Raw genomic sequence first — 20,329 nt, 5'->3', positions numbered from 1 at the left:
TGCCGGTTTAGGGGAGCGGCTGCTGCGCGTCCTCGGGCAGATCGAAGTCCACCGAGGCGTATTCGCGCAGCTTGTGCAGGCTGTGGAAGCCGTCGATCAGGCGCACGGTGCCGGACTTGGATCGCATGACGATCGACTGCGTGGTGCACCCGCCTGCCCGATAGTGCACGCCGCGCAGAAGGTCACCATCGGTCACACCCGTCGCGCAGAAGAAGACGTTGTCGCCCGACACAAGATCGTTCGTCGTGAGCACGCGGGACAGGTCGTGGCCCGCGCCGATCGCTTTCTCGCGCTCCTCGTCGTTCTTGGGCCACAGCCGGCCCTGAATGGCCCCACCGACGCACTTCAGCGCCGCCGCCGCGATGATGCCCTCCGGCGTGCCACCGATGCCGATGAGCATGTCCACGCCCGACGTGGGACGTGCCGCCGCGATCGCGCCCGCGACGTCGCCGTCGGAGATGAAGTGGATGCGGGCTCCGGCCTGGCGGACCTCGTGCACGATCTGCTCGTGCCGCGGGCGGTCGAGGATGCACACGTTCACGTCGGACACGTCGCTGTGCTTGGCCTTCGCGACGCGGCGGATGTTCTCCGCGATCGGGGCGGTGATGTCGATGACGTCGGCCGCCTCGGGACCCACGGCCAGCTTCTCCATGTAGAACACGGCGGACGGGTCGAACATCGCCCCGCGCTCGGCCACGGCCAGCACGGCCAGCGCGTTCGGCATGCCCTTCGCCATCAGCGTGGTGCCGTCGATGGGGTCCACCGCGACGTCGCAGTCCGGGCCCTCGCCGTTGCCCACCTCTTCGCCGTTGAACAGCATGGGCGCTTCGTCCTTCTCGCCCTCACCGATGACGACGACGCCCCGCATCGAGACGGTGTGGATGAGCTTGCGCATCGCGTCGACCGCGGCGCCGTCACCGCCGTTCTTGTCGCCGCGTCCCACCCACCGGCCGGCGGCCATCGCCGCGGCCTCGGTGACGCGCACGAGCTCCAATGCCAGGTTGCGGTCGGGGGCTTCGCGACGTCGTTCCGCGGGGGTGTTCACCATTGCGCGCCTCCATGCGACTACTCAGCGTGCCGGATTTTGTGATCGGCAACTGAATCCTTGCACGGGATCACGCCTCGGAAACGTCCTCCTCGACCACAGCGAGAGCTGCATCGATTCGCTCACGTGCACCGGCGAGATGCTGCTCACACGTCTTGGCGAGCGTCTCGCCGCGTTCCCACAGCGCGAGCGAGTCCTCCAGCGACAGGCCACCGGCCTCGAGCTTGCGGACCACCTCGACCAGCTCGTCACGGGCGGCTTCGTAACCGAGTGGAGTTTCCTTTTGGGCAGTTTCCGAACTCACGCGGATTGGCTCCTCAGACGGCTCAGCACGGTCGCGACGGCCATGTCGTACCCGACGAGAGCCTCCGCGAACTCCTCGCCGTCACCCTCTCGCACCGCCTCGTCGATGAGCGCCTCGGCCTCCGCGACGCGCCGGTACTGCACCGTCCCCGCGGTCGCCTCGCTCAGGTCGTGCAACGTCAGGATCAGCGTGCGGCGGCTCTTGGTGTCGCAGTCGCCCACCAGTTCCGTCCAGCACTCCGCCGCGGCGCGGTTCGCCGCCTCCGCCTTGTGGCGCAGTCCCGACGTACAACTGCCGGCCGCCTCCATGGTCAGGGGCAGGAACACGGCATCACGCATCATCGGTACCTCCCCCTCCCTCGCTGGTGACAACGGCCTGCACTGCTCCGTCAACGACGCGGACCCGCAGCTGTGTTCCGCTCGGCGCGTCCGTCACAGAACGCAACACGCCGTCGGGCCCGTCGGGTGTGACGAGTTGCACAACGGCGTATCCGCGGGCCAGCGTGGCGGCTGGTCCGAGGGTCGTCAAGCGGGCTTTCGTCCCTGACAGGTGGACGTCTTCCCGATCGAGACGTTGCGTGACGGCCCTACGGCCTTGGTCGCGAAAACGTTTCACTTCCTCGGCACGGCGCTCCAGTGGACCGTACGGGTCCGAAAGTACTGGTCGGGAGCGCAGGGCGTCGAGCAATTTGCGCTCGCGGTCGACCCAGCCGTGCAGCGCACGCCGGCCGCGGTCGCGCATCTGGCGGACGCGTTCACTCTCTTCAGCGACATCGGGAACCACCCGTTTGCCTGCGTCGGTAGGCGTCGAACAACGCAGGTCCGCGACGTGGTCGATCAGCGGGGTGTCCGGCTCGTGCCCGATCGCGGACAGCACCGGCGTGCGGCACTGGGAGACCGCGCGGCACAGCGCCTCGTCGGAGAACGGCAGCAGGTCCTCCACACTGCCGCCACCGCGGGCGATGATGATCACGTCGCACTCGGGGTCGCGGTCCAGGGTGGACAGTGCGGTCATCACCTGGGTGACCGCCATCGGGCCCTGCACGGCGACGTTGATGACCCGGAAATGCGCTGCGGGCCAACGGTTGCGCGCGTTCGTGAGCACGTCTCGTTCCGCCGCCGACGCACGTCCGGTGATGAGACCGATCTTCTGCGGCAGGAACGGAGGGCGGCGCTTGCGCCGAGGGTCGAACAGGCCCTCGGCGTGCAGCAGCTTGCGCAACCGCTCGATGCGCGCCAGCAGCTCGCCGATGCCGACCGCGCGGATGTCGTCCGCGCGCAACGAGAGCGTGCCGCGGTTCGGGTAGAAGCTGATCTTCCCGTGCACGATCACCCGGCTGCCCTCGGTGAGCTGCAGCTCGCGGATCAGCGAGGCGTTGGCCGTGATCGACATCGACATGTCGACGCTCGGGTCGCGCAGCGTCAGGAACGCCGTGGAGCTGCGCGCGTTGAGCTGCGTGACCTGGCCTTCGACCCAGACGTCGCCGAGCCGGTTGATCCAGTCGAGCAGCTTGCGGGCGACCGTCCGCACCGGCCACGGGTTCTCCAGCGTGGACTTGCCGTCACTCACTGTGCAGGATCACTTGGGCGCTTGACCGTCAGGATCCGGCGGTTCAACGTCCCGAGGAAGTCAGGCCTGGACCCGTGCGCCGTTTCGTAGCGCACCAGCTCCTCCAGCTGCTCCACGCTCAGGTTGCGCAGCCTCGCCCGCAGCTGGGCGATCGACAGCTCGTCGTAGGCCGGCAGGAACTCCGGAACTTCGGCGATCGCGCGCTCTTCCTCCTCCCACGGGTCGTCCGCAGGAGTCTCGGCGGTGACCGGCGTCTCGTCCTCGTCGAAGGTCGCCCACTCCGGTTCTTCCTCGACCGGCCTCAGTCCGGAGAGGACGTCGTCTCCTTTGATGGCGAGTTCGGTCACATGTTGCTGCACGCGCATCGACAACTGCATTGCCTCGCTGACCACCGTGAGGGGGAGTCCGGCGAGCTGCTGCGGCAGCTTGCGCGCCTGTTCGAGGGCGGTCACCGCAAGCCCGGCGGCGAGTCGGACCGGCAACGGCAGTGGCTTCATGCGCTCTAGCCTGCCGTAACAGCGCTGAGAATGCGACGGAACGCCCTGGGTACCCTGGAGCCATGCCCAAGCGAGTCCTGTTGGCGAAGCCGCGTGGTTACTGCGCGGGCGTTGATCGTGCCGTCGAGACGGTCGAGCTCGCCCTCGAGAAGTACGGCGCCCCCGTCTACGTGCGCAAGGAGATCGTCCACAACAAGTACGTCGTGGAGACCCTGTCCGACCGCGGTGCCATCTTCGTCAACGAGACGGACGAGGTTCCTGAGGGCGCACTCGTGGTGTTCTCAGCGCACGGCGTGTCGCCGGCCGTCCACGAGGAGGCGGCGCAACGGTCGTTGCGCACCATCGACGCCACGTGCCCGTTGGTGACGAAGGTGCACAAGGAAGCCGTGCGCTTCGCGAAGGACGACTACGACATCCTCCTGATCGGCCACGAGGGCCACGAGGAGGTCGAGGGCACCGCCGGTGAGGCGCCGGACCACGTGCAGCTCGTCGACACCGCGGAGGACGCGGCCAAGGTCGAGGTGCGCGACCCGAACAAGGTCATCTGGCTGTCGCAGACGACGCTCTCGGTCGACGAGACCATGGTGCGCGTCCGGCAGCTCAAGGAGCGCTTCCCGGAGATGCAGGACCCGCCGTCCGACGACATCTGCTACGCCACGTCGAACCGCCAGACCGCGGTGAAGACCATGGCGCCGTCGTGCGACCTGGTGCTCGTCGTGGGCTCGAAGAACTCCTCCAACTCGATCCGGCTGGTCGAGGTCGCGCTGCAGCACGGCGCCAAGGCCTCCTACCTGATCGACTACGCCAAGGAGGTCGACCTGGCGTGGCTCGAGGGCGTCGAGACCGTCGGCGTCACGTCGGGCGCGTCGGTGCCGGACCTCCTGGTCATGGAGCTGCTGAAGTTCCTGGAGTCGCACGGGTTCGGCGAGGTCGAGGAGATCACCACGGCGAACGAGCGGATCACCTTCGCGTTGCCGCGTGAGCTCCGCAAGGACCTGGTGCGCTAACCGAGTGTTCTGAGGGCCTGGTCCACATCCAGGCCCCACACCATCATCGAACCGGCTCCGGACGACACCACCGAGGTGCCGTCCGGGCGCCACGCGACGTGCGTGACGCCCTGGCTGTGTCCGCGCAACGTCGCCCACTCGGCCTTGGCGCGCACGTCCCACACGACGACCGCCCGGTCGCTGCCGCCGCTGGCCAGACGGGTCGAGTCGGGGCTGAACTCCAGGGCCGTGATCGCCTCGGAGTGGCCGCGCAGCTCAGCGAGCTTCTGCCAGGTCGTGGTGTCCCACAACGCGATCAGCCCGTCGTCGCCGCCGCTCGCGAGCACCTTGCGGTCGGGTGAGACGGCCAGCACGCGCACGGCACCGGAGTGCGTGCGGGGCAGCACGAAGTCGAGTCCCGGCCCGCTCGCGACGTCGCGGATCTTCACCTCGCCGTCCTCCCTGGCGAGCACGACCTCGGTGTCCCGGTTGCCGAACGCGACGGCGGTGCGCGAGGCGCCGGTCTCGCCGCCGAGGAACGTGGGCTCCAGCTTGTCGCCGAGGCGCCACACGGCGTCGGGGATGTCCGCGTCCGCGCCGATCATGACCATCGCGTTGTCCTTGAACGCGACCCCCACCGCCCCGTGCGGTTCCAGCGGGAAACCAGGCCCGGTGAACCCGGTGAACTTCCGCCCGGTCGTGGCGTCGCGGATCACGAGCGGCTCGTTCGTGACGACGAACCTCCGGTCGGGGCTGAAGCGGCAGGGTCCTCGTTGTTTCGCGCCGATGTCGGTGCGGTGCAACGACTTCAGCGACGCGTCACGGCGTTCGAGCACGCCGGCGTCGTCGAGTGTCAGCACCGTGCCGTCGCTGTCCACGGCCAGCGCTCTGATCGCGTAGCCGATGGTGCGCGGCAGGCTGCCCGGAGGCCAGAACCGCAGCGAGCGCGGGGTGAGAACGGCGATCCCTCCGTCCGGTGCGAAGCTCACGCCGCGTGCGGGCTCACCGACCGTGAGCGTCGTGATGACCGTGTTGCGGGCGAGGTCCCACATGTGCACGCGGCCGTCCTCACCTGCGGAGATGAGCACGGTTCCGTCGTCGTTGAGGGCGAGGTCGTCGACGAGGCCGGTGTGGGCGGGCGGGGTCGCGACCACCGCGCCGGTCGTGAGGTCGATGATCTGCACCTGACCGACGAGGGTGGCGATCGCGGCGAGGTTGCCGCCCGGCAGGAACCGCATCCGGGTGACCTCCTGGGACGTGGTGATCTGCCGGGTCCGTTGCCGGGTCTCCAGGTCCCACAGCGTGATCTGCGCGCCGCTCGCCAGGGCCAGCGTGCGGTCGTTCAGCGCGATCGGGCCGGTCACGTGGCCCACGGGCAACGAGAAGCGCTTCTGGCGGCTCGGCACGTCCCAGACGTCGCCGCCCGCGACGAGCGTTCCGCCGTCCGCCAGGAAGGTCACGCCGACCTGCTCGCCGTGTTCCCGCAGCACCACGGGTTCGGCGTCGGGGGAGGGGCGGACCGTGAGCCGGCCGTCGTTCTCGGCGATCGCGAGCGTGCGGCCGTTCGGCGCGAAGTCCCACCCGTAGACGTAGTTCGTGCCGTTGGGGCGCATCCTGGCGATGGGTGCCAATGTCGCCGTGTCGTGCACGACCAGCCCGTCCGGGCCCATCAGCGCGACGATGTCCTTGCCGAAGCCGAAGCTCCACGCGCCGCCGTGTTCGAGTTTGCGGCCTCTGGCGGTGGCTGCGGCGCTGAGCACGCGGCTGCGTGCTTCGGGTGTGGGATAGGTCCGGTAGGCCTCCACGGCCTTCCTGGCGGACTGCTGGGGGTCGCTGACGACCAGCGCCTCCGACGCCGACGCGAGCTGCTGCGACTGCGCGATGAGGCCGAGCCGTTCGACCTCACGGCGTTGCTGGACGGCGAGCACGGCGGTCGCGGCGGTCGCCACCAGCAACGCGGTCAGCCCGGCGGCGACCCAGCGCTGGCGACGGGAAACCCGTCGCTCCAGAGCCTTGGAGGCACCGACGAACTCACGTTCGGTGCCGGTCAGCTCAGGCTTGGTGCGAGTGATCCACTCGGTCGTCTCGGCGAGCCTGGTGGTGCGGTAGAGCGAGCCCGCGTCCCGGCCCAGCTCCTGCCACGTGCGGGCGGCGTCGGTGAGCCTGCGGTGGGTGCGCAGGCCCTCGCGGTCCTCGTCCAGCCAGGCTCGCAGCCGTGGCCACGCCCGGAACAACGCCTCGTGGGTCACCTCGACGGAGTGCTCGTCGACGGTGATCAGCCGGGTGTCGGCGAGGACGTCGAGCACCTCCTCGCCCACGACGTCCTGGCGCGGGATCGGGCGTTTGGTGCCGTCGGCGCTGAGCCGGAGCAGGAGCTGCTTGGCCAGGCGCTGTTCGGTGTCGTCCAGCGTCGCGAACGCGGCTTCGGCGCTCTGGGCGAGCGCGCCCTGGATGCCACCGGCGGCCTGGTAGCCGGCGAGCGTGAGGGCGTTGCCGCGGCGGCGGTGCCACGTCTCCAGCAGTGCGTGGGACACGAGCGGGAGCACGCCGCTGCGCCCGGCCGCTTCCGCGACGAGGGTCGTCAGCAGAGACGTCTCGACCGTGCAGCCGACGGTCGCGGCGGGCTGGGTGATCGCGCGGCGCAGCTCGTCCGGAGTCATCGTGCCGAGCAGCACCTGGGCGTCGGTCAGCGCGTCCACGAGCTTCGGGTACTGGGCGCAGTGCGGGTAGAAGTCCGAGCGCACGGCGATCACCCGGCGGCAGTCCGCGCTGAGCAGCGCGTCGAGGAACGCGGATCGCTGCACCTCGTCCTCGCAGAGCGTGAAGACCTCCTCGAACTGGTCCACGACCAGCAGGTCCGGGGTCCGCGCGAGGGCGTCGGCGATCGCCACGTCCGGGTGCTGGCCGGGCGTGCACACCACCGCGTTCGGGAACTTCGCCGCGATACCGGCCCGCAGCAGCGACGACTTGCCCTCGCCCGACGCCCCGAACACGGCGAGGAACCGTTGCCGCTCCAGCCGGTCGAGCAACGCGTGGGTGAGCGCCTCCCGCCCGAAGAACCGGTCGGCGTCCTCGGTCGTGAACGGGTTCAGGCCCACGTACGGCGACGGTCCGTCGGTGACCCTGCTCTGCGCCATCGCGACGGCCAGCTCGTGCCAGCGCCGTTCCCAGGCCGGTTCGTCGCCGTGGCACGCGCGGACGTACGCGAGCGTCACGTCGAGGCCGGGCAGCTTCCGCCCGCCCGCCGCGTCCGAGAGCGTGGAAGCGGAGAAGTGCGCACGCCGGGACAGCTCCCGGTAGCTCGGCCGGCCCGCGTTGGTGCGCAGTTGCCGCAGATCCGCGGCGAACGACAACAGCGGACTGTCGCCCTCGTCCAGTGGACGTTCCCCTCTAGGCATCGAACTCATGCTGGCAGAGTGGGCGCTGATCAGGCGGTCGTTGTCCGTGATCTGTTGTTCGGCGTTCGTGGGCGCGATCTCGTACAACGAATCAGCTGAGCTTGCGCAGGGCTTCTTCCACGTCGAGTGGCCACACGGTCAACGCGTCCTCACCGGCGGACACCACCGCACGGCCGTCGGGCATCCATGCGACGTGCGTGACGCCCTGGAGGTGACCTGTGAGGGTGGCCCAGAGGGTTTGCGACTCGACGTTCCAGACGACGACGTTCCGGTCGTTGCCGCCGCTGACCAGTCGCGTGGAGTCCGGGCTGAACGCCAGCGCGGTCACGGCTCCGGTGTGGCCCCGCAGTTCGCCGACCTTCTGCCAGGTCGTGCTGCGCCAGCCGGAGGTGCGCCAGAGCGTGATCATGCCGTCGTCGCCGCCGGTCGCGAACATCTTGAGGTCGGAGGAGAAGGCGAACACGCGCACGGCTCCCTCGTGCACGTCGCCGAGTGCCTGCGTGTCGAAGTCGCCGGGAGCGCGGACGGAGACCTGACCGGCCTCGGAGCCGAGCGCGATCTCGTTGTCGGAGCGGCCGAACGCCACGGCGCTCGGTTCGTTGTCCCAGAAGCTCTTGAGCAGGGTCGACTCCGGCTCCGGCTTGACGGTCCAGGCCAGCGACGATCCGCCGCCACCTGCTGCCACCAGCCTGTTGTAGCCCACCGCCATCGTCTTCGGCACGGCCTGGTCGTCCTGGATCAGGCTGTGCGTCACCTGACCTGTGGTCGCGTCCCGAATGGCGAGCGGTTCGTGCAGGCCGCTCGTGACCAGCAGTGTCCGGTCGCGGCTGAACTGCGCGGCTGACCGGCCGGTGGCGCCTGTGCCGACCCGGCCGACGCTGTGCAGGCCTGCGTCGCGGCGTTCGACGAAGCCACCTTCGTCGAACGTGTGGATCGTGCCGTCCCGATCGACGCTCAGCGCCTTGACCGCGTGCGCCGACGTGAGCGGCACGCTGCCGCGGTTGGAGATCCGCAGGCTGTTGTCGGTGAGCAGCGCCAGGCGGCCGTCCGGGGTGAAGGCGATGTCGTGCTTCAGCCGGTCCGACCGCAACGGCGGCAGGGAGGAGCCCAGCACGAGGTTGCGCAGCTTGATCTCCGCGTCCCCGGAACCCAGGCTGGCCAGCAGGGTGCCGTCGGCGTTGGTCTCCAGGTTGATCGGCGCCTTGGATCCCGGCAGGTCACCGAGCTTCCTGCCGGTCGTGGTGCTCCACAGCTGGACCCGGCCGTCCAAGGTGCCGACCACGGCCTGGTTCCCCGCCACGAGCTTCAGGTCGGTGATCCGGTCGTCGACCGTGAAGCCGCCGATCTGCTGTTTCGTGCCGATGCTCCAGAACGAGACCGTGCCGTGGTGGTACGTCGCGAGGGTGTCGCCGCGGACGTCGAGACCGTGCGGGGCCTCGGTCGGCAGGTCGACGTAGGGCGTGCCGGTGCCCAGGTTCCAGACGCGGTTGCCGACGACCAGCTCGCGGCCGTCCTCGCTGAAGGCGACCGCGCTCGCTTTGGCGTACGGGTCGCGGTACAGCGAGGGCCTGGTGTGCGGGTCGGCCCAGACGGAGGTGTAGCCGCTCCTGTCGGAGACGGCGATGCGCCCGTCCCGCGCGACGGCGACCCCGAACGCCTCGCCCTCCGTCGGCAGATCGGCGACGTGCGCGAGAGTCGTGGCGTTGAGCAGCTTCACGCCGGTGTCCGTCGTCAGTGCGATGAGGCCGTTTCCGAACGTCACGGTGTGCGCGTAGATGCCGTCGACATCGCGCTGGCGGCTGACGGCGGTGCTCAGGGCCTGGCCGCGGGCTTCCGGCGTCTCGTAGGTCCGGTAGGCCTCGACGGCTTTCCTGGCCGCCTCCGTCGGGTTGCTGGCCAGCAGCGCGGACGAGAGCGCGGCCAGCTGTTGCGACTGGGTGATGCGGCCGAGCCGTTCGACCTCGTTGCGCTGCTGGTAGGCGTTGACGGCACTGCCCGTCGCCGCGAGGACGAGCGTCACGAGGCCAGCGGCGGCCCAGCGCAGACGGCGGGTGCGGCGGCGGGAGAGGCTCTTGGACGCGGTCAGGAAGGCGTCCTCGGTCTTGGTGAGCACGGGTTCGGTGCGGCCGGCCCACTCGGTGGCCTCGGCCAGGCGGGCGGTCCGGTACAGCGCGCCGGAGTCGCGTTCGAGCTCCTCCCACAGGCGGGCGGCCTCGGTGAGCCTGCGGTGCGTCCTGAGGCCTTCGCGGTCCTCGTCGAGCCACCGGGTGAGCCGGGGCCAGGCGCGGAACAGCGCCTCGTGGGTGACCTCGACGGTGTCCTCGCCGACGGTGACCAGGCGGGCGTTGGCGAGGACGTCGAGTGCTTCCTCGCTGATCACCTCGCTGCGGGGGACCGGGCGTTTCGTGCCGTCGGCGGCGAGCCTGAGGAGGAGTTGGCGGGCCAGGTGCTGTTCGTCGTCGTCGAGCTGCGCGTAGGCGGTCTCGGCGCTCTGTGCCAGTGCGCCGTCGATGCCGCCCGCGGCCTCGTAGGCACCGATGGTGAGGACGTTGCCCTTCTTGCGCTGCCACGTCTCCAACAGGGCGTGGCTGACCAGCGGCAACACCCCGCTGCGGCCCGCTGCCTGGGCGACCAGGGTGCTCAGGAGGTCGCTTTCGACGGTGCAGCCGGCCTTGACCGCGGGCTGGGTGATGGCGCGCCGGAGCTCGTCCGGGGTCATCGTGCCGAGCAGCACCTGGGCGTCGGTCAGCGCGTCCGCGAGGTCGGGGTGCTGGGCGCAGTGCGGGTAGAAGTCGGAGCGGACCGCGATGGCCGTCTTGCAGCCGGCGTGCAGGAGCGTGTCGAGGAACGCCTGGCGCTGGACCGGGTCGTCGCAGAGGGTGAAGAGCTCCTCGAACTGGTCGACGATCAGCAGGTCGGGGTTCTTCGTGAGCGCGTCGGCGATGGTGGCGTCCGGGTTGCTGCCGGGCGTGCAGATCACCGGGTTGCGGAACTTCGCCGCGACACCCGCTCTGAGCAGCGAGGACTTGCCCTCACCGGAGGCGCCGAAGATCGCGAGGAAGTGCTGGGTTTCGAGGCGGTGTTCAAGTGCGGCGGTGAGTTTCTCGCGGCCGAAGAAGAGATCGGCGTCTTCTCTCGTGAACGCGCTCAGGCCCACGTACGGGCACGGCCTGTCCTTGACCTGGACCCACGTCGCGGCCACCTCTTGCCAGCGTTGGGTCCAGACCGCCTCGTCGCCGCCGCACGCGCGGACGTAGGCCATCGTGACGTCCAGCCCCGGCAGTTTCCGGCCGGCGGCGGCCTCGGACAGCGTGGTGACCGAGTAGTGCGTCTGGCGGGCCAGGTCCCGGTAGGTCGGGGTGCCCGCGTCGGCCCGGAGTCGACGCAGATCCTTGGCGAACCGAAGCAGCGGGCTGTCGCCGTCGTCTAGTGGACGTTCTCCCCTGGGCACTCAGCCGATGCTGGCAGAGAGCTGCGGGATTTCTTGCTCGTCGTTCCGGCTAGCGGTCTTCGCGCGGCGGACGGGGCCTGCGCTGGCCGGCCGGACGTTCCGCGCGAGCACCTTCCGGACGTGGGCGGCGGGCCGGAGCACCCTCGGGACGCGGCCGGCGAGCCGGGGCGCCCTCCGGGCGGGGACGGCGCGGGCGGTCCTCGTCGGACTCCTCGCGCGGCTTGCGGGCGGGCTTGCTGCGGGCCTTGAGCTCGGCCTTGGCCTCGCGGACCTCGTCCTTCGACGGCCGGTTCGGGTCCTTCTGGATGAAGATCCGGACGATGCCGATCGCGACCGTGACGGCCGTGGTGACGGCCATGACCGGGAAGCTGTCGATCAACGGCTTGCCCAGGCCGAGGGCCATGTTGGCGAGGCCGCCCTTCTGGACACCGCCGGTGAACAGCACGAGCGCGGGAACCGTCGCGGCGAGGATGAGCGGCGGCTGCACCATCGGCGCGAACAGGCTGCGGCGCTGGACCAGCAGGATGCCGGCCAGGGCGCCGATGAAGAACACGGCGTTGAACGTCCAGCCGACGGTATCGCTGGAGTTGATGTCGATGAACGCGCCGATGAACGCCGGGACCAGGGCGGACAGGATCGCCGCCCACCACGGGATGCCCTTGAAGGACCCGAAGATGGCCTTGTAGTTCCACGGAACGGCGTCGTAGTCCTCGACATCGTCGAAGGCAGCCGAACGGTCGCGCACGTCACTCACGCCGCACACGGTAGCCGTTCGGCCATTCGGTGTTCGTCAGTCCGTGGCTTTCTCACCCAGAAGCAACCTGCCCGCACGCTCCGTGCGTTTTACGCAGACTGCTCGTCCGCCCTTCGTACCAACGGCAGGGGCGTCGGGGTGGCCGAGGCGTCCGTCAGTGGCTCCACGCTCGCCCGGAAGCCCTCCAGGGCGTCGAGTTCCCTGCGCCTTGCCGAGAGGAATCGCTGCAGGTGGGTCGTGGAGAGGTTGACCGCCTCGATGGCGGTGTCGGCTGCCCGGTTGGCGCGTCCTGCCTGGAGGCGGACCTGCTCCACGTCGTCGGCCAGCGCTCGTTCGGTGACCGCGAACATCGCGCTCGACGCGATCACGGCGAACCCGGTCGGGCCGCACAGGAAGACCCGGCGGTCCAGCAGCCAGCGCAGCAGCTCGGGGTCGGTGTCCAGGGCGGCCACGACGGCGCCGTCGTTGGGGACGAACATGATCGTGCCGTAGATCGCGTCGGCCCAGCGCTGGTAGCCCTTGCCGGCCAGCTCCGCGGCTCGGGAGCGGATGTTGCGGACGTGGACCCGCAGCGCGTCCTGACGTTCCTGCGGATCGTCCGTCTCGACCGCTTCGGCCCACGTGGCCATGGACATCTTCGAGTCGACCGGGACCATGCGGCCGCCGCCGACGTTCAGCACCATGTCCGGCCGGACCGCGCCGCCGCCTGCCACGTCGGTCTGCAGCGTGTAGTGGAGGTTTTCCCTCAGGCCGAGTGCGCGCGCCGTTTCGACGAGGACCTGTTCGCCGAGCTCGCCGCGGCCGCTGACGCTGGAGAACGCCACCTCGTACCGCTGCAGGGCCTGCTGCTGGGCGTCGTAGCGCGCGCGTTCGGTGCCGATGGCGTGGAGCGCCTCGTCGGTGCGGCGGACGCTGTCCTGATAGAGGCGGTAGACGAACACCAGCGCCCCGGCACAGACGAGCGCCAGGACGAGCGAGGCGGTGATGATCACTGCGGTCACGGCACCGATGATGCTCCCCCAGAGATGTTGAACTCGATCGGGTGACACGCCGGGAACCCTCCCGGAGTTTTGTCGGACCTCGTCTCTACGGTTGGTGCCATGCGGATCCTGCACACCTCCGACTGGCACGTGGGGCGCACCTTCCACGGCCGCGACCTGCTCGTGGAGCAGGAGTCGGTGCTGGGCGGCCTCGCTGACCTGGTGTCTTCCGAGAAGGTCGACGTCGTGGTCATCTCCGGCGACCTGTACGACCGCGCGGTGCCCTCGGCGGACGCGGTGGCGTTGTGCGCGCGGGTGCTGATGAAGATCAGGGCGGCCGGGGCGCGGATCGTGATCACGCCGGGCAACCACGACTCGGCGGCGCGGATCGGGGTGTTCGGGGAGTTCGCCGCGGCGGGCGGGCTGTTCCTGCGCACGCAGATCTCGTTGCTGGACAAGCCGGTCGAGCTGGAGGACGAGCACGGGCCCGTCGCGGTGTACGGGATCCCGTTCCTGGAGCCGGAGCCCGCGCGGCACGTGCTCGGGGTGGCCGAGAAGGGGCACGCTCCCGTTCTGAGCGAGGCGATGCGGCGGATTCGCGCCGACCTGGCTTCGCGTGATGCGCGATCTGTGGTGCTGGCGCACGCGTTCGTCACCGGTGGGGCGCCGTCGGAGTCCGAGCGGACCATCGCGGTGGGCGGCGTGCAGGACGTGTCGATGCAGGTGTTCTCGGGTGTCGACTACGTGGCGCTCGGGCATCTGCACGGGCCGCAGACGCTGGCGGAGAACCTGCGGTACTCGGGAAGTCCGCTGGCGTACTCGTTCTCCGAGGCGCGGCAGCGGAAGTCGGTGTGGCTGGTCGAACTGGACGCCGGTGGGCTCGTCGGTGTGGAGCGGCGTGATCTGCCGGTGCCGCGCCCGTTGGCGACGGTGACCGGGACGTTGGCGGAGGTGCTGGAGGATCCGGCGCACAAGCCGCTGGAGGACCACTTCCTGTCGGTCGTGCTGACCGATCACGTGCGGCCGATGGATGCGTTGCGGCAGCTGCAGAAGCGGTTCGAGCACGCGGTGCACGTGGAGTGGCGGCCGGAGCAGGGGCGGCAGCACACGATGACCTATGCGGACCGGGTGCGCGGCCGTTCCGACGAGGAGGTGGCCTGCTGCTTCGTCTCCGATGCTCGTGGTTCGGAGCCGACGGCTGCGGAGATGTCGTTGCTGCGTGAGGCTTTTTCTGCTGTCGCGAGGGAGCAGGAGCAATGAGGCTGCACCGGCTGGAGCTGACCGCGTTCGGGCCCTATCCGAGGCCCGAGACCGTCGACTTCGACGAGTTGGGCGCGGACGGGTTGTTCCTGCTGCACGGCGACACGGGCGCGGGCAAGACGACGTTGCTCGACGCGGTGGCGTTCGCGTTGTTCGGCCGGGTGCCGGGTGCTCGCGGCGACGTGAAGAAGTTGCGGTGCGAGTACGCGGATCCCGAGGTGCCGACGTCGGTGTCGCTGGAGCTCACGGTGCAGTCGCGGCGGTTCCGGATCGTGCGCTCGCCGGAGTTCGACCGGCCGAAGAAGCGCGGTGGCGGCTTCACGACGCAGCCCGCGAAGTGCTCGCTGACCTGGCTCGAAGGCTGGGACGGCGAGGGCATCACCCGGATCGACGACGTGGCGCGCGCCGTTGAAGACCTGCTGGGCATGTCGTACGAGCAGTTCTTCCAGGTGGTGCTGCTGCCGCAGGGCGAGTTCGCGAAGTTCCTGCGCTCGGACACGGCCGAACGCGAGGTGCTGCTGGAGAAGCTCTTCGGCACCGAGCGGTTCCTCGACGTCGAGAAGTGGTTCCGCGACAAGCGGGTCGTGGCCGGCCGGGTGCTGGAGGAGCGCCGTCAGGGCGCTTCCGAGCTGATGCACCGCGTGGCCGAGGCCGCCGGTGAGGAACCGTCGTTCGAGCCGGGCTGGCTGGAGTCCCTGCTGGAGCGGCTGACTTCGGCGGTTGCCGCAGCCGAGGCGTTGTCGGTGGAGACGGCCGTTGTGGCCGACGGCGCGGACGCTCACCTCGCTCAGGCCCGCGTGCACGCCGACCAGGTCCGCAGGGTGCGCGAAGCCCGCGACCTGCTGGCCCGTGTCGAGGCCGCCGACTCGGCCGCGTGGTTCACCGAACGCGACGAGGCCCGCCGCGCGCTGGCGGTGGTACCTGCCTTCGGTGAGATCGCGAAGCTCCAGCAGTCCTACGAGTTCGCGGTCCGCGACGAGGCCCGCGCCGCGGAAGTGTTGGAGCGCTTGGGTTACACCGGTTCCTCGCTGCGGGAGGACGCTGAGCGCCACCGCGAGGAGGCGGGCGGTCTGGGTGAGCTGGCCGCCGAGGCCGAACGTCAGCAGGCCGACGTGCGCAAGCTGTCGGTGCTGAAGAACTCGTCGTACCAGGTGGAACGCCGTCTGCTGGCCCTCAACGCCGAGCTGGAGGTGCTGCCCGAACGCCTGGCGCAGTGCCGTGTGCAGCTGGATCTGGCCGTCGAGGCGTCCGCCCGGCTGGAGTCGTTGAAGACCCGCGCGGACGCCGCTTCCGCGCTCCCCGAGGCCGGGGAAGCGTTGGAGCGCACCAAGAAGGAGCTGCACGAGGCGATCGACGTCCACCAGAAGGCCAAGGACGTCCTCCAGCAGGTCCGGCACCAGCGCCTGGAGAACATGGCCATCGAGCTCGCGGCCGCGTTGAAGCGCGGCAAGCCGTGCGCGGTCTGCGGCTCGCCCTCGCACCCGGCTCCCGCCCAACCGATGCTGGGTGGCGTGGACGCGACCGCCGAGGAAGACGCCGCGCGCGACGAACAGGCGGCCCTGGACCGCCGCAACGAGGCCGAACGCGCCGCACACGCCGCCGAGCTGCGCATCCAGGCGTGCTGGGAGGCGCTGGGTTCCGACGAGCCCGCGTTCGCGCTGTCCGAGTACCGCGCGGCGTTGGAGCTGGCGCGCACCCGCTCGCAGCGGCAGAACGAGTTCGTCGGCCTGGAGGCCAAGGCCCGCGACCTGGGCGCGGAGAAGGGCAAGGTCGAACAGGACCTGGTGGGCCTCCGCACCGAACACACGTCGCTGGTCACCGTCGTCGAGGAGCGCGGCGCCCGCCTGGACAAGGCCCGCGGCGAACACGAGGACGTGCTGACCCGCCGCGACCACCTGCTGCGCCTCGCCAAGGCTCTGGTGGACCTCGCCGACCGCCGCACCGCCCGCGAGGCCGCCCTCGCCCGCGTCGAGGAACAGCAGGCCCTGGTCGCCTCGCTGGCTCTGGACGCCGGCTTCCCGGACGTCGAGACCGCACTGGCCGCCGCCCGCCCAGCGATCAAGCTGCAGGCCCTGGACGACCGCATCGCGGCCTGGGAACGTGCCCGAGCCGGCGCGCACGCCACGTTGGAAGAGCTGGCCGAGGTCGACCCCGAGACCGAGGTGGACCTGAACGAGGTGACCGCCGCCGCGTCGTCCGCCCGAGCCGCCGCCTCGGCCGCCGCCACGGGCCTGGCCCGCGCCCGCGCCGCGCTGGATCGCGTCGGCGAGCTGGCGGCCCGCCTGCGCGCCGAGTGGAAGTCGTTGGAGCCGCTGGAGGCTTCATACGCCGAGCTGGACGCGCTGACCGACGTGATCAACGGCCGCGGCCAGAACTCGAAGAAGATGACGCTGCGTTCGTACGTGCTGGCTGCGCGCCTGGAGGAAGTCGCCGTCGCCGCTTCGGCACGCCTGCACCGCATGAGCCAGGGCCGCTACAGCTTCGTGCACTCCGACTCGGCCGGCGCGCGTGGCACGCGCGGTGGGCTGCACCTCGACGTGCTGGACGACTACTCGGGCCGGTCTCGTCCGGCCAAGACGCTGTCCGGTGGGGAGTCGTTCCTGGCCTCGTTGTCGCTGGCGTTGGGGCTGGCCGACGTGGTGGCGAACGAGACCGGCGGGGCGCTGCTGGACACGTTGTTCGTGGACGAGGGCTTCGGCACGCTGGACTCGGACACCCTGGACATCGTGATGAACACGCTGGACGAGCTCCGCGCGGGCGGCCGCGTGGTCGGGCTGGTGTCGCATGTGGAGGAACTGCGGCAGCGGATTCCGACCCGGTTGCGGGTTCGCAAGGCGCGCACCGGATCCACGCTGGAGGTCTCGCTGGGCTAGTGGCGCGACCCGGTAGTTCACGCGAACTCGCCTGGCAACGTTCCAGGCCACACGACTAGCCTCGGCCCGTGCTGTCCCACGTGGAAGTCACCGCGCGCGTCACGGTCACGCCGGCCGCCCACTTCGTGTGGTCGAACCGGCTGGAGTTCGCCCACGACTGCCTGGTCTGCCAGCGGGTCGGCCGTTTCATGCTGTTGCAGCACGGCATCGCGCACGGCCTGTGCACCGGCAACGAACACCCGGCGCCGATCAGGGTCAGCGGGTTCGACGCGTCCGACCACGGTGACGAGCGGCGGTTGCGGTGCCGGATCACGTCGTGGTGGGCGCCGTTCGCCGACCAGGTGGAACCGGACGTGCAGGCCTCCGAGCTGACCGCGGAGCCGTTCGTGCGGCTGGACTACCGGCTCGGTTGCCACACCTGCCGTGACGCCGGCGAGGACGACTGGATGGGCCAGGAAGGAGCGGTGCACTCCGAGATGACCTGGCCGGCCATCTCGAAGTGCACGCGGTGTCAGACCGAGCTGCTGACCGTCAGCGGCCCTCCGGAGATCAATCTCGCTTAGGCCTCGTGGGCCAGCAGCCAGCGCTTGACGTCCAGGCCCCACCGGAATCCGCCGAGGTTGCCGCCGATCCGGATCACGCGGTGGCACGGCACGAACAGCGCCACAGAGTTCCGCGCACAGGCCGAAGCCGCGGCACGGACCGCCGCCGGACGCCCGGACAGCGAGGCGTACTCGGAGTACGTGACCGGCTCGCCGGCGCGAACCGTGCGCAGGACGTCCCACGCGTGCTGCAGGAACGGACCGGACTTCTGCCGCACCTCGACCGTGTCGATCGAGGTCAGGTCACCCTCGTGGTAGGCGACGACGACCTTGGTGACGTCGCCGAGGTCGCGCTTCGGGGTGATCTCGGACGGCATCAGCGAGGCGTGGATCTGGGGCGTCAGCAGGGCGATGTCGGAGGTCCAGCCGCTCGCCAGCACCGCTCCGTCCGTTGCGACGATCGCGGTGAACGGCCCCGCCGGGGTGTCCACAGTGGACGTGTGGGCGACGCTCATGATGTTGCTGCCTTCCTCGTCAGGTGTGCTCCCGCGTAGGAGCGCCACGGCCGCCAGTCGGGGCCGTGCGAAGCCAGGTGTTGCATGGTCGTGGGGAGCACCAGCACGTCCGGTGCGCCCAGGACTCGCATCGCCACCTCGTCGGCCACTTGGGCGCCGACCAGGGGTGCGAGCTCTTCGGTCAGGTCCTCGATCGAGCGGCCCACGTCGATGGCGAGTCTGCCGCTCGCCAGCGCCTCGGTGACGGGGTGGTCCCCGGCCGAGTAGAGGTGGGTCAGGTTGCCGTCCGGGATCTGCAGCGGCACGCCCGCGAACGGCGCCACGAGCCGCAGCAGGGTCTCGGCGCCGTCGACGCTGCCCGCGACCCGGATGCCGGGCGTCTGGTGGACCAGCGGGCCGATCACCGGGTCGTCGCCGAGGAACGTGTCCACGGCCACCGGGTCGGCGTCCAGGTCCAGCAGGCGCCGCACCCGTGAGACGGCCGCGCCGAGATCACGCACGTCAGCCAGACGCAGCGAGCACAGGACGTGGTCTGTCGGGAACGTCAGGCGGACCGTTGCCTCGCCGTGTGGCAGCGACAACGTTCGCGCGTAGGAGTCGGTGGTCACTTCTTCGACGCCCGGCAGCGCATGGGCTCGGAAGTAGGCGAGGAGCCCTTCCGCGTCGAACGGCGGCCGGTAAGGCAGCCGCAGCACGATCCGGCCGGGTGTGCCGACCGGCGCCTTGCCTCGGCCGCGCATGTCGGACGGCGTCGAGGCGAACACCATGCGGATGGTGTCGTTGAACTGCCGCACCGACGCGAACCCCGCGGCGAACGCGATGTCCGCGAACGACAGCTCGGTCGTCTCGATCAGCAACCGGGCGGCGTGCGCGCGGTGTGCGCGGGCCAGCGCCAGTGGTCCGGCACCCAGTTCGCTCGTCAGCACCCGCGTGAGGTGCCGTTCCGAGTAGCCCAGGCGCGTGGCCAGGCCGGTGACGCCGTCGCGTTCGACGACGCCGTCGCTGATCAGCCGCATCGCGCGGGCGGCCAGGTCGGCGCGCAGGTTCCACTCGGGCGAGCCCGGCACGGCGTCCGGCAGGCACCGGCGGCAGGCGCGGAAGCCCGCCGACTGCGCGGCGGCGGCCGTCAGGAAGAACCGGCTGTTGCGGCGCTTCGGGGTCACCGCGGGGCACGACGGCCGGCAGTAGATGCCGGTCGTGCGGACCGCGTGGATGAAGCACCCGTCGAAACGGGCGTCACGTGCGGAGCACACCCGGTACGCGTGTTCTTCGTCAATGACCATGCCACCGATCCTGCCAGCGGGAACGGGTAAAGGCTCGCGGGAATCGGACATCACCGTGGGCTGCCGTAGACTCGTCGCTCGTGAGTTTGACCCTCGGTATCGTCGGCCTGCCCAACGTCGGCAAGTCCACCCTGTTCAACGCACTGACCCGCAACGACGTGCTCGCCGCGAACTACCCGTTCGCGACCATCGAGCCGAACGTCGGCGTCGTGCCGTTGCCGGACGCGCGCCTCACCAAGCTCGCCGAGATCTTCGGCTCAGAGCGCGAGGTGCCCGCCGTCGTGTCGTTCGTCGACATCGCCGGCATCGTGAAGGGCGCGTCGGAGGGCGAGGGCCTCGGCAACAAGTTCCTCGCGAACATCCGCGAAGCCAACGCGATCTGCCAGGTCATCCGAGTCTTCGACGACCCGGACGTCGTGCACGTCGACGGCCGCGTGGACCCGTCGAGCGACATCGAGACGATCAACACCGAGCTGATCCTCGCCGACCTCCAGACCCTGGAGAAGGCCATCCCGCGCATCGAGAAGGAGGCGCGGATGCAGAAGGACCGCCGCGCCGCCCTCGACAACGCGAAGAAGGCCAAGGACATCCTCGACTCGGGCCGCACCCTGTTCGCGGCACAGTCCGAAGTGGACGGCGAGCTGCTGCGCGAGCTGTCGCTGCTCACGACTAAGCCGTTCCTCTACGTCTTCAACGCCGACGAGGGCGTCCTGTCCGACGAGGCCCGCGTGAAGGAGCTGCGCGAGCTGGTCGCCCCGGCCGACGCGGTGTTCCTCGACGCGAAGGTCGAGTCCGAGCTGCTGGAGCTGGACGAGGAGTCGGCCCGCGAGCTGCTGGAGTCGATCGGCCAGCACGAGCCGGGCCTGTACTCG

General features: G+C 70.2%; 16 protein-coding genes. 5 read left to right on the top strand and 11 right to left on the bottom strand.

The window, feature by feature from the left end; translation table 11 throughout:
* Positions 1-7 precede the first annotated feature (7 nt).
* The 5 genes from glpX to LFM09_RS32840 all read right to left on the bottom strand — a co-directional run bounded on the left by glpX (position 8) and on the right by LFM09_RS32840 (position 3,415).
* Positions 8-1,048, bottom strand: coding sequence for a class II fructose-bisphosphatase (gene glpX / locus LFM09_RS32860; protein ID WP_414100469.1), 1,041 nt, complete (start codon positions 1,046-1,048; stop codon positions 8-10).
* A 67-nt stretch (positions 1,049-1,115) separates the two neighbouring features.
* Positions 1,116-1,349: an exodeoxyribonuclease VII small subunit gene (locus LFM09_RS32855; RefSeq protein WP_414100468.1), complete on the bottom strand. Its 234-nt coding sequence runs from the start codon at positions 1,347-1,349 to the stop codon at positions 1,116-1,118.
* Positions 1,346-1,690, bottom strand: a complete 345-nt coding sequence (locus tag LFM09_RS32850; RefSeq protein WP_414100467.1) for a sugar ABC transporter substrate-binding protein — start codon at positions 1,688-1,690, stop codon at positions 1,346-1,348. The genes LFM09_RS32855 and LFM09_RS32850 overlap by 4 nt, the downstream gene beginning before the upstream one ends.
* Complete coding sequence (gene xseA, locus LFM09_RS32845) at positions 1,680-2,918, bottom strand: exodeoxyribonuclease VII large subunit (RefSeq protein WP_414100466.1); 1,239 nt, start codon at positions 2,916-2,918, stop codon at positions 1,680-1,682. The genes LFM09_RS32850 and xseA overlap by 11 nt, the downstream gene beginning before the upstream one ends.
* Entirely contained in the window at positions 2,915-3,415 is a 501-nt protein-coding gene (locus tag LFM09_RS32840; protein WP_414100465.1) for a lipid droplet-associated protein, read from the bottom strand. The genes xseA and LFM09_RS32840 overlap by 4 nt, the downstream gene beginning before the upstream one ends.
* A gap of 62 nt (positions 3,416-3,477) precedes the next feature.
* On the opposite strand from LFM09_RS32840, the gene LFM09_RS32835 reads away from it, so the two are divergent.
* Positions 3,478-4,422: a 4-hydroxy-3-methylbut-2-enyl diphosphate reductase gene (locus tag LFM09_RS32835; RefSeq protein ID WP_414100464.1), complete on the top strand. Its 945-nt coding sequence runs from the start codon at positions 3,478-3,480 to the stop codon at positions 4,420-4,422.
* Here the strand turns inward: LFM09_RS32835 and LFM09_RS32830 are convergent.
* From LFM09_RS32830 to LFM09_RS32815, 4 genes are all read right to left on the bottom strand, one after another.
* Positions 4,419-7,799 carry a hypothetical protein gene (locus tag LFM09_RS32830; RefSeq protein WP_414100463.1) on the bottom strand — a complete coding sequence of 1,127 codons (3,381 nt, stop codon included), beginning with the start codon at positions 7,797-7,799 and terminating at the stop codon, positions 4,419-4,421. The two genes, LFM09_RS32835 and LFM09_RS32830, sit on opposite strands and share 4 nt — an antisense overlap.
* Before the next feature lie 91 nt (positions 7,800-7,890).
* Positions 7,891-11,250, bottom strand: a complete 3,360-nt coding sequence (locus tag LFM09_RS32825) for a hypothetical protein (RefSeq protein ID WP_414100462.1) — start codon at positions 11,248-11,250, stop codon at positions 7,891-7,893.
* Positions 11,251-11,299: 49 nt separating this feature from the next.
* Positions 11,300-12,004, bottom strand: coding sequence for a DUF6542 domain-containing protein (locus LFM09_RS32820; protein ID WP_414100461.1), 705 nt, complete (start codon positions 12,002-12,004; stop codon positions 11,300-11,302).
* A gap of 89 nt (positions 12,005-12,093) precedes the next feature.
* Positions 12,094-13,005, bottom strand: a complete 912-nt coding sequence (locus tag LFM09_RS32815; RefSeq protein WP_112270824.1) for a DNA recombination protein RmuC — start codon at positions 13,003-13,005, stop codon at positions 12,094-12,096.
* 99 nt (positions 13,006-13,104) lie between these two features.
* On the opposite strand from LFM09_RS32815, the gene LFM09_RS32810 reads away from it, so the two are divergent.
* The 3 genes from LFM09_RS32810 (at position 13,105) to LFM09_RS32800 (ending at position 17,680) form a co-directional block, all read left to right on the top strand.
* Positions 13,105-14,244, top strand: coding sequence for an exonuclease SbcCD subunit D (locus LFM09_RS32810; protein WP_414100460.1), 1,140 nt, complete (start codon positions 13,105-13,107; stop codon positions 14,242-14,244).
* The gene (locus tag LFM09_RS32805; RefSeq protein WP_414100459.1) at positions 14,241-17,117 is read left to right on the top strand and encodes an AAA family ATPase; all 2,877 of its coding nucleotides are present in this window, start codon (positions 14,241-14,243) and stop codon (positions 17,115-17,117) included. The genes LFM09_RS32810 and LFM09_RS32805 overlap by 4 nt, the downstream gene beginning before the upstream one ends.
* A gap of 68 nt (positions 17,118-17,185) precedes the next feature.
* Positions 17,186-17,680, top strand: coding sequence for a hypothetical protein (locus tag LFM09_RS32800; RefSeq protein ID WP_414100458.1), 495 nt, complete (start codon positions 17,186-17,188; stop codon positions 17,678-17,680).
* Here the strand turns inward: LFM09_RS32800 and LFM09_RS32795 are convergent.
* Together LFM09_RS32795 and LFM09_RS32790 are read right to left on the bottom strand one after the other, a co-directional pair.
* Positions 17,677-18,174, bottom strand: a complete 498-nt coding sequence (locus LFM09_RS32795) for a methylated-DNA--[protein]-cysteine S-methyltransferase (protein ID WP_414100457.1) — start codon at positions 18,172-18,174, stop codon at positions 17,677-17,679. The genes LFM09_RS32800 and LFM09_RS32795 overlap by 4 nt on opposite strands.
* Entirely contained in the window at positions 18,171-19,457 is a 1,287-nt protein-coding gene (locus LFM09_RS32790; RefSeq protein ID WP_414100456.1) for a bifunctional transcriptional activator/DNA repair enzyme AdaA, read from the bottom strand. Before LFM09_RS32790 ends, LFM09_RS32795 begins: the two co-directional genes overlap by 4 nt.
* An 80-nt stretch (positions 19,458-19,537) precedes the next feature.
* Between LFM09_RS32790 and ychF the strand changes: the two genes are divergently transcribed.
* On the top strand, positions 19,538-20,329 hold a 792-nt coding region (gene ychF, locus LFM09_RS32785), incomplete at its 3' end, for a redox-regulated ATPase YchF (RefSeq protein ID WP_414100455.1).

It is taken from the genome of Lentzea alba (genome assembly GCF_047445655.1).
Taxonomy (GTDB): Bacteria; Actinomycetota; Actinomycetes; order Mycobacteriales; family Pseudonocardiaceae; genus Lentzea; species Lentzea alba_A.
Note: the sequence above shows the minus strand (reverse complement) of the source record. Positions and strands in the feature narration are given on the sequence as shown.

Coding starts and splice junctions, on each gene's coding strand:
- glpX (WP_414100469.1), bottom strand. CDS start 1,048: ATGGTGAACACCCCCGCGGAACGACGTCGCGAAGCCCCCGACCGCAAC.
- LFM09_RS32805 (WP_414100459.1), top strand. CDS start 14,241: ATGAGGCTGCACCGGCTGGAGCTGACCGCGTTCGGGCCCTATCCGAGG.
- LFM09_RS32795 (WP_414100457.1), bottom strand. CDS start 18,174: ATGAGCGTCGCCCACACGTCCACTGTGGACACCCCGGCGGGGCCGTTC.
- LFM09_RS32830 (WP_414100463.1), bottom strand. CDS start 7,799: ATGCCTAGAGGGGAACGTCCACTGGACGAGGGCGACAGTCCGCTGTTG.
- LFM09_RS32810 (WP_414100460.1), top strand. CDS start 13,105: ATGCGGATCCTGCACACCTCCGACTGGCACGTGGGGCGCACCTTCCAC.
- LFM09_RS32850 (WP_414100467.1), bottom strand. CDS start 1,690: ATGATGCGTGATGCCGTGTTCCTGCCCCTGACCATGGAGGCGGCCGGC.
- LFM09_RS32835 (WP_414100464.1), top strand. CDS start 3,478: ATGCCCAAGCGAGTCCTGTTGGCGAAGCCGCGTGGTTACTGCGCGGGC.
- LFM09_RS32790 (WP_414100456.1), bottom strand. CDS start 19,457: ATGGTCATTGACGAAGAACACGCGTACCGGGTGTGCTCCGCACGTGAC.
- LFM09_RS32840 (WP_414100465.1), bottom strand. CDS start 3,415: ATGAAGCCACTGCCGTTGCCGGTCCGACTCGCCGCCGGGCTTGCGGTG.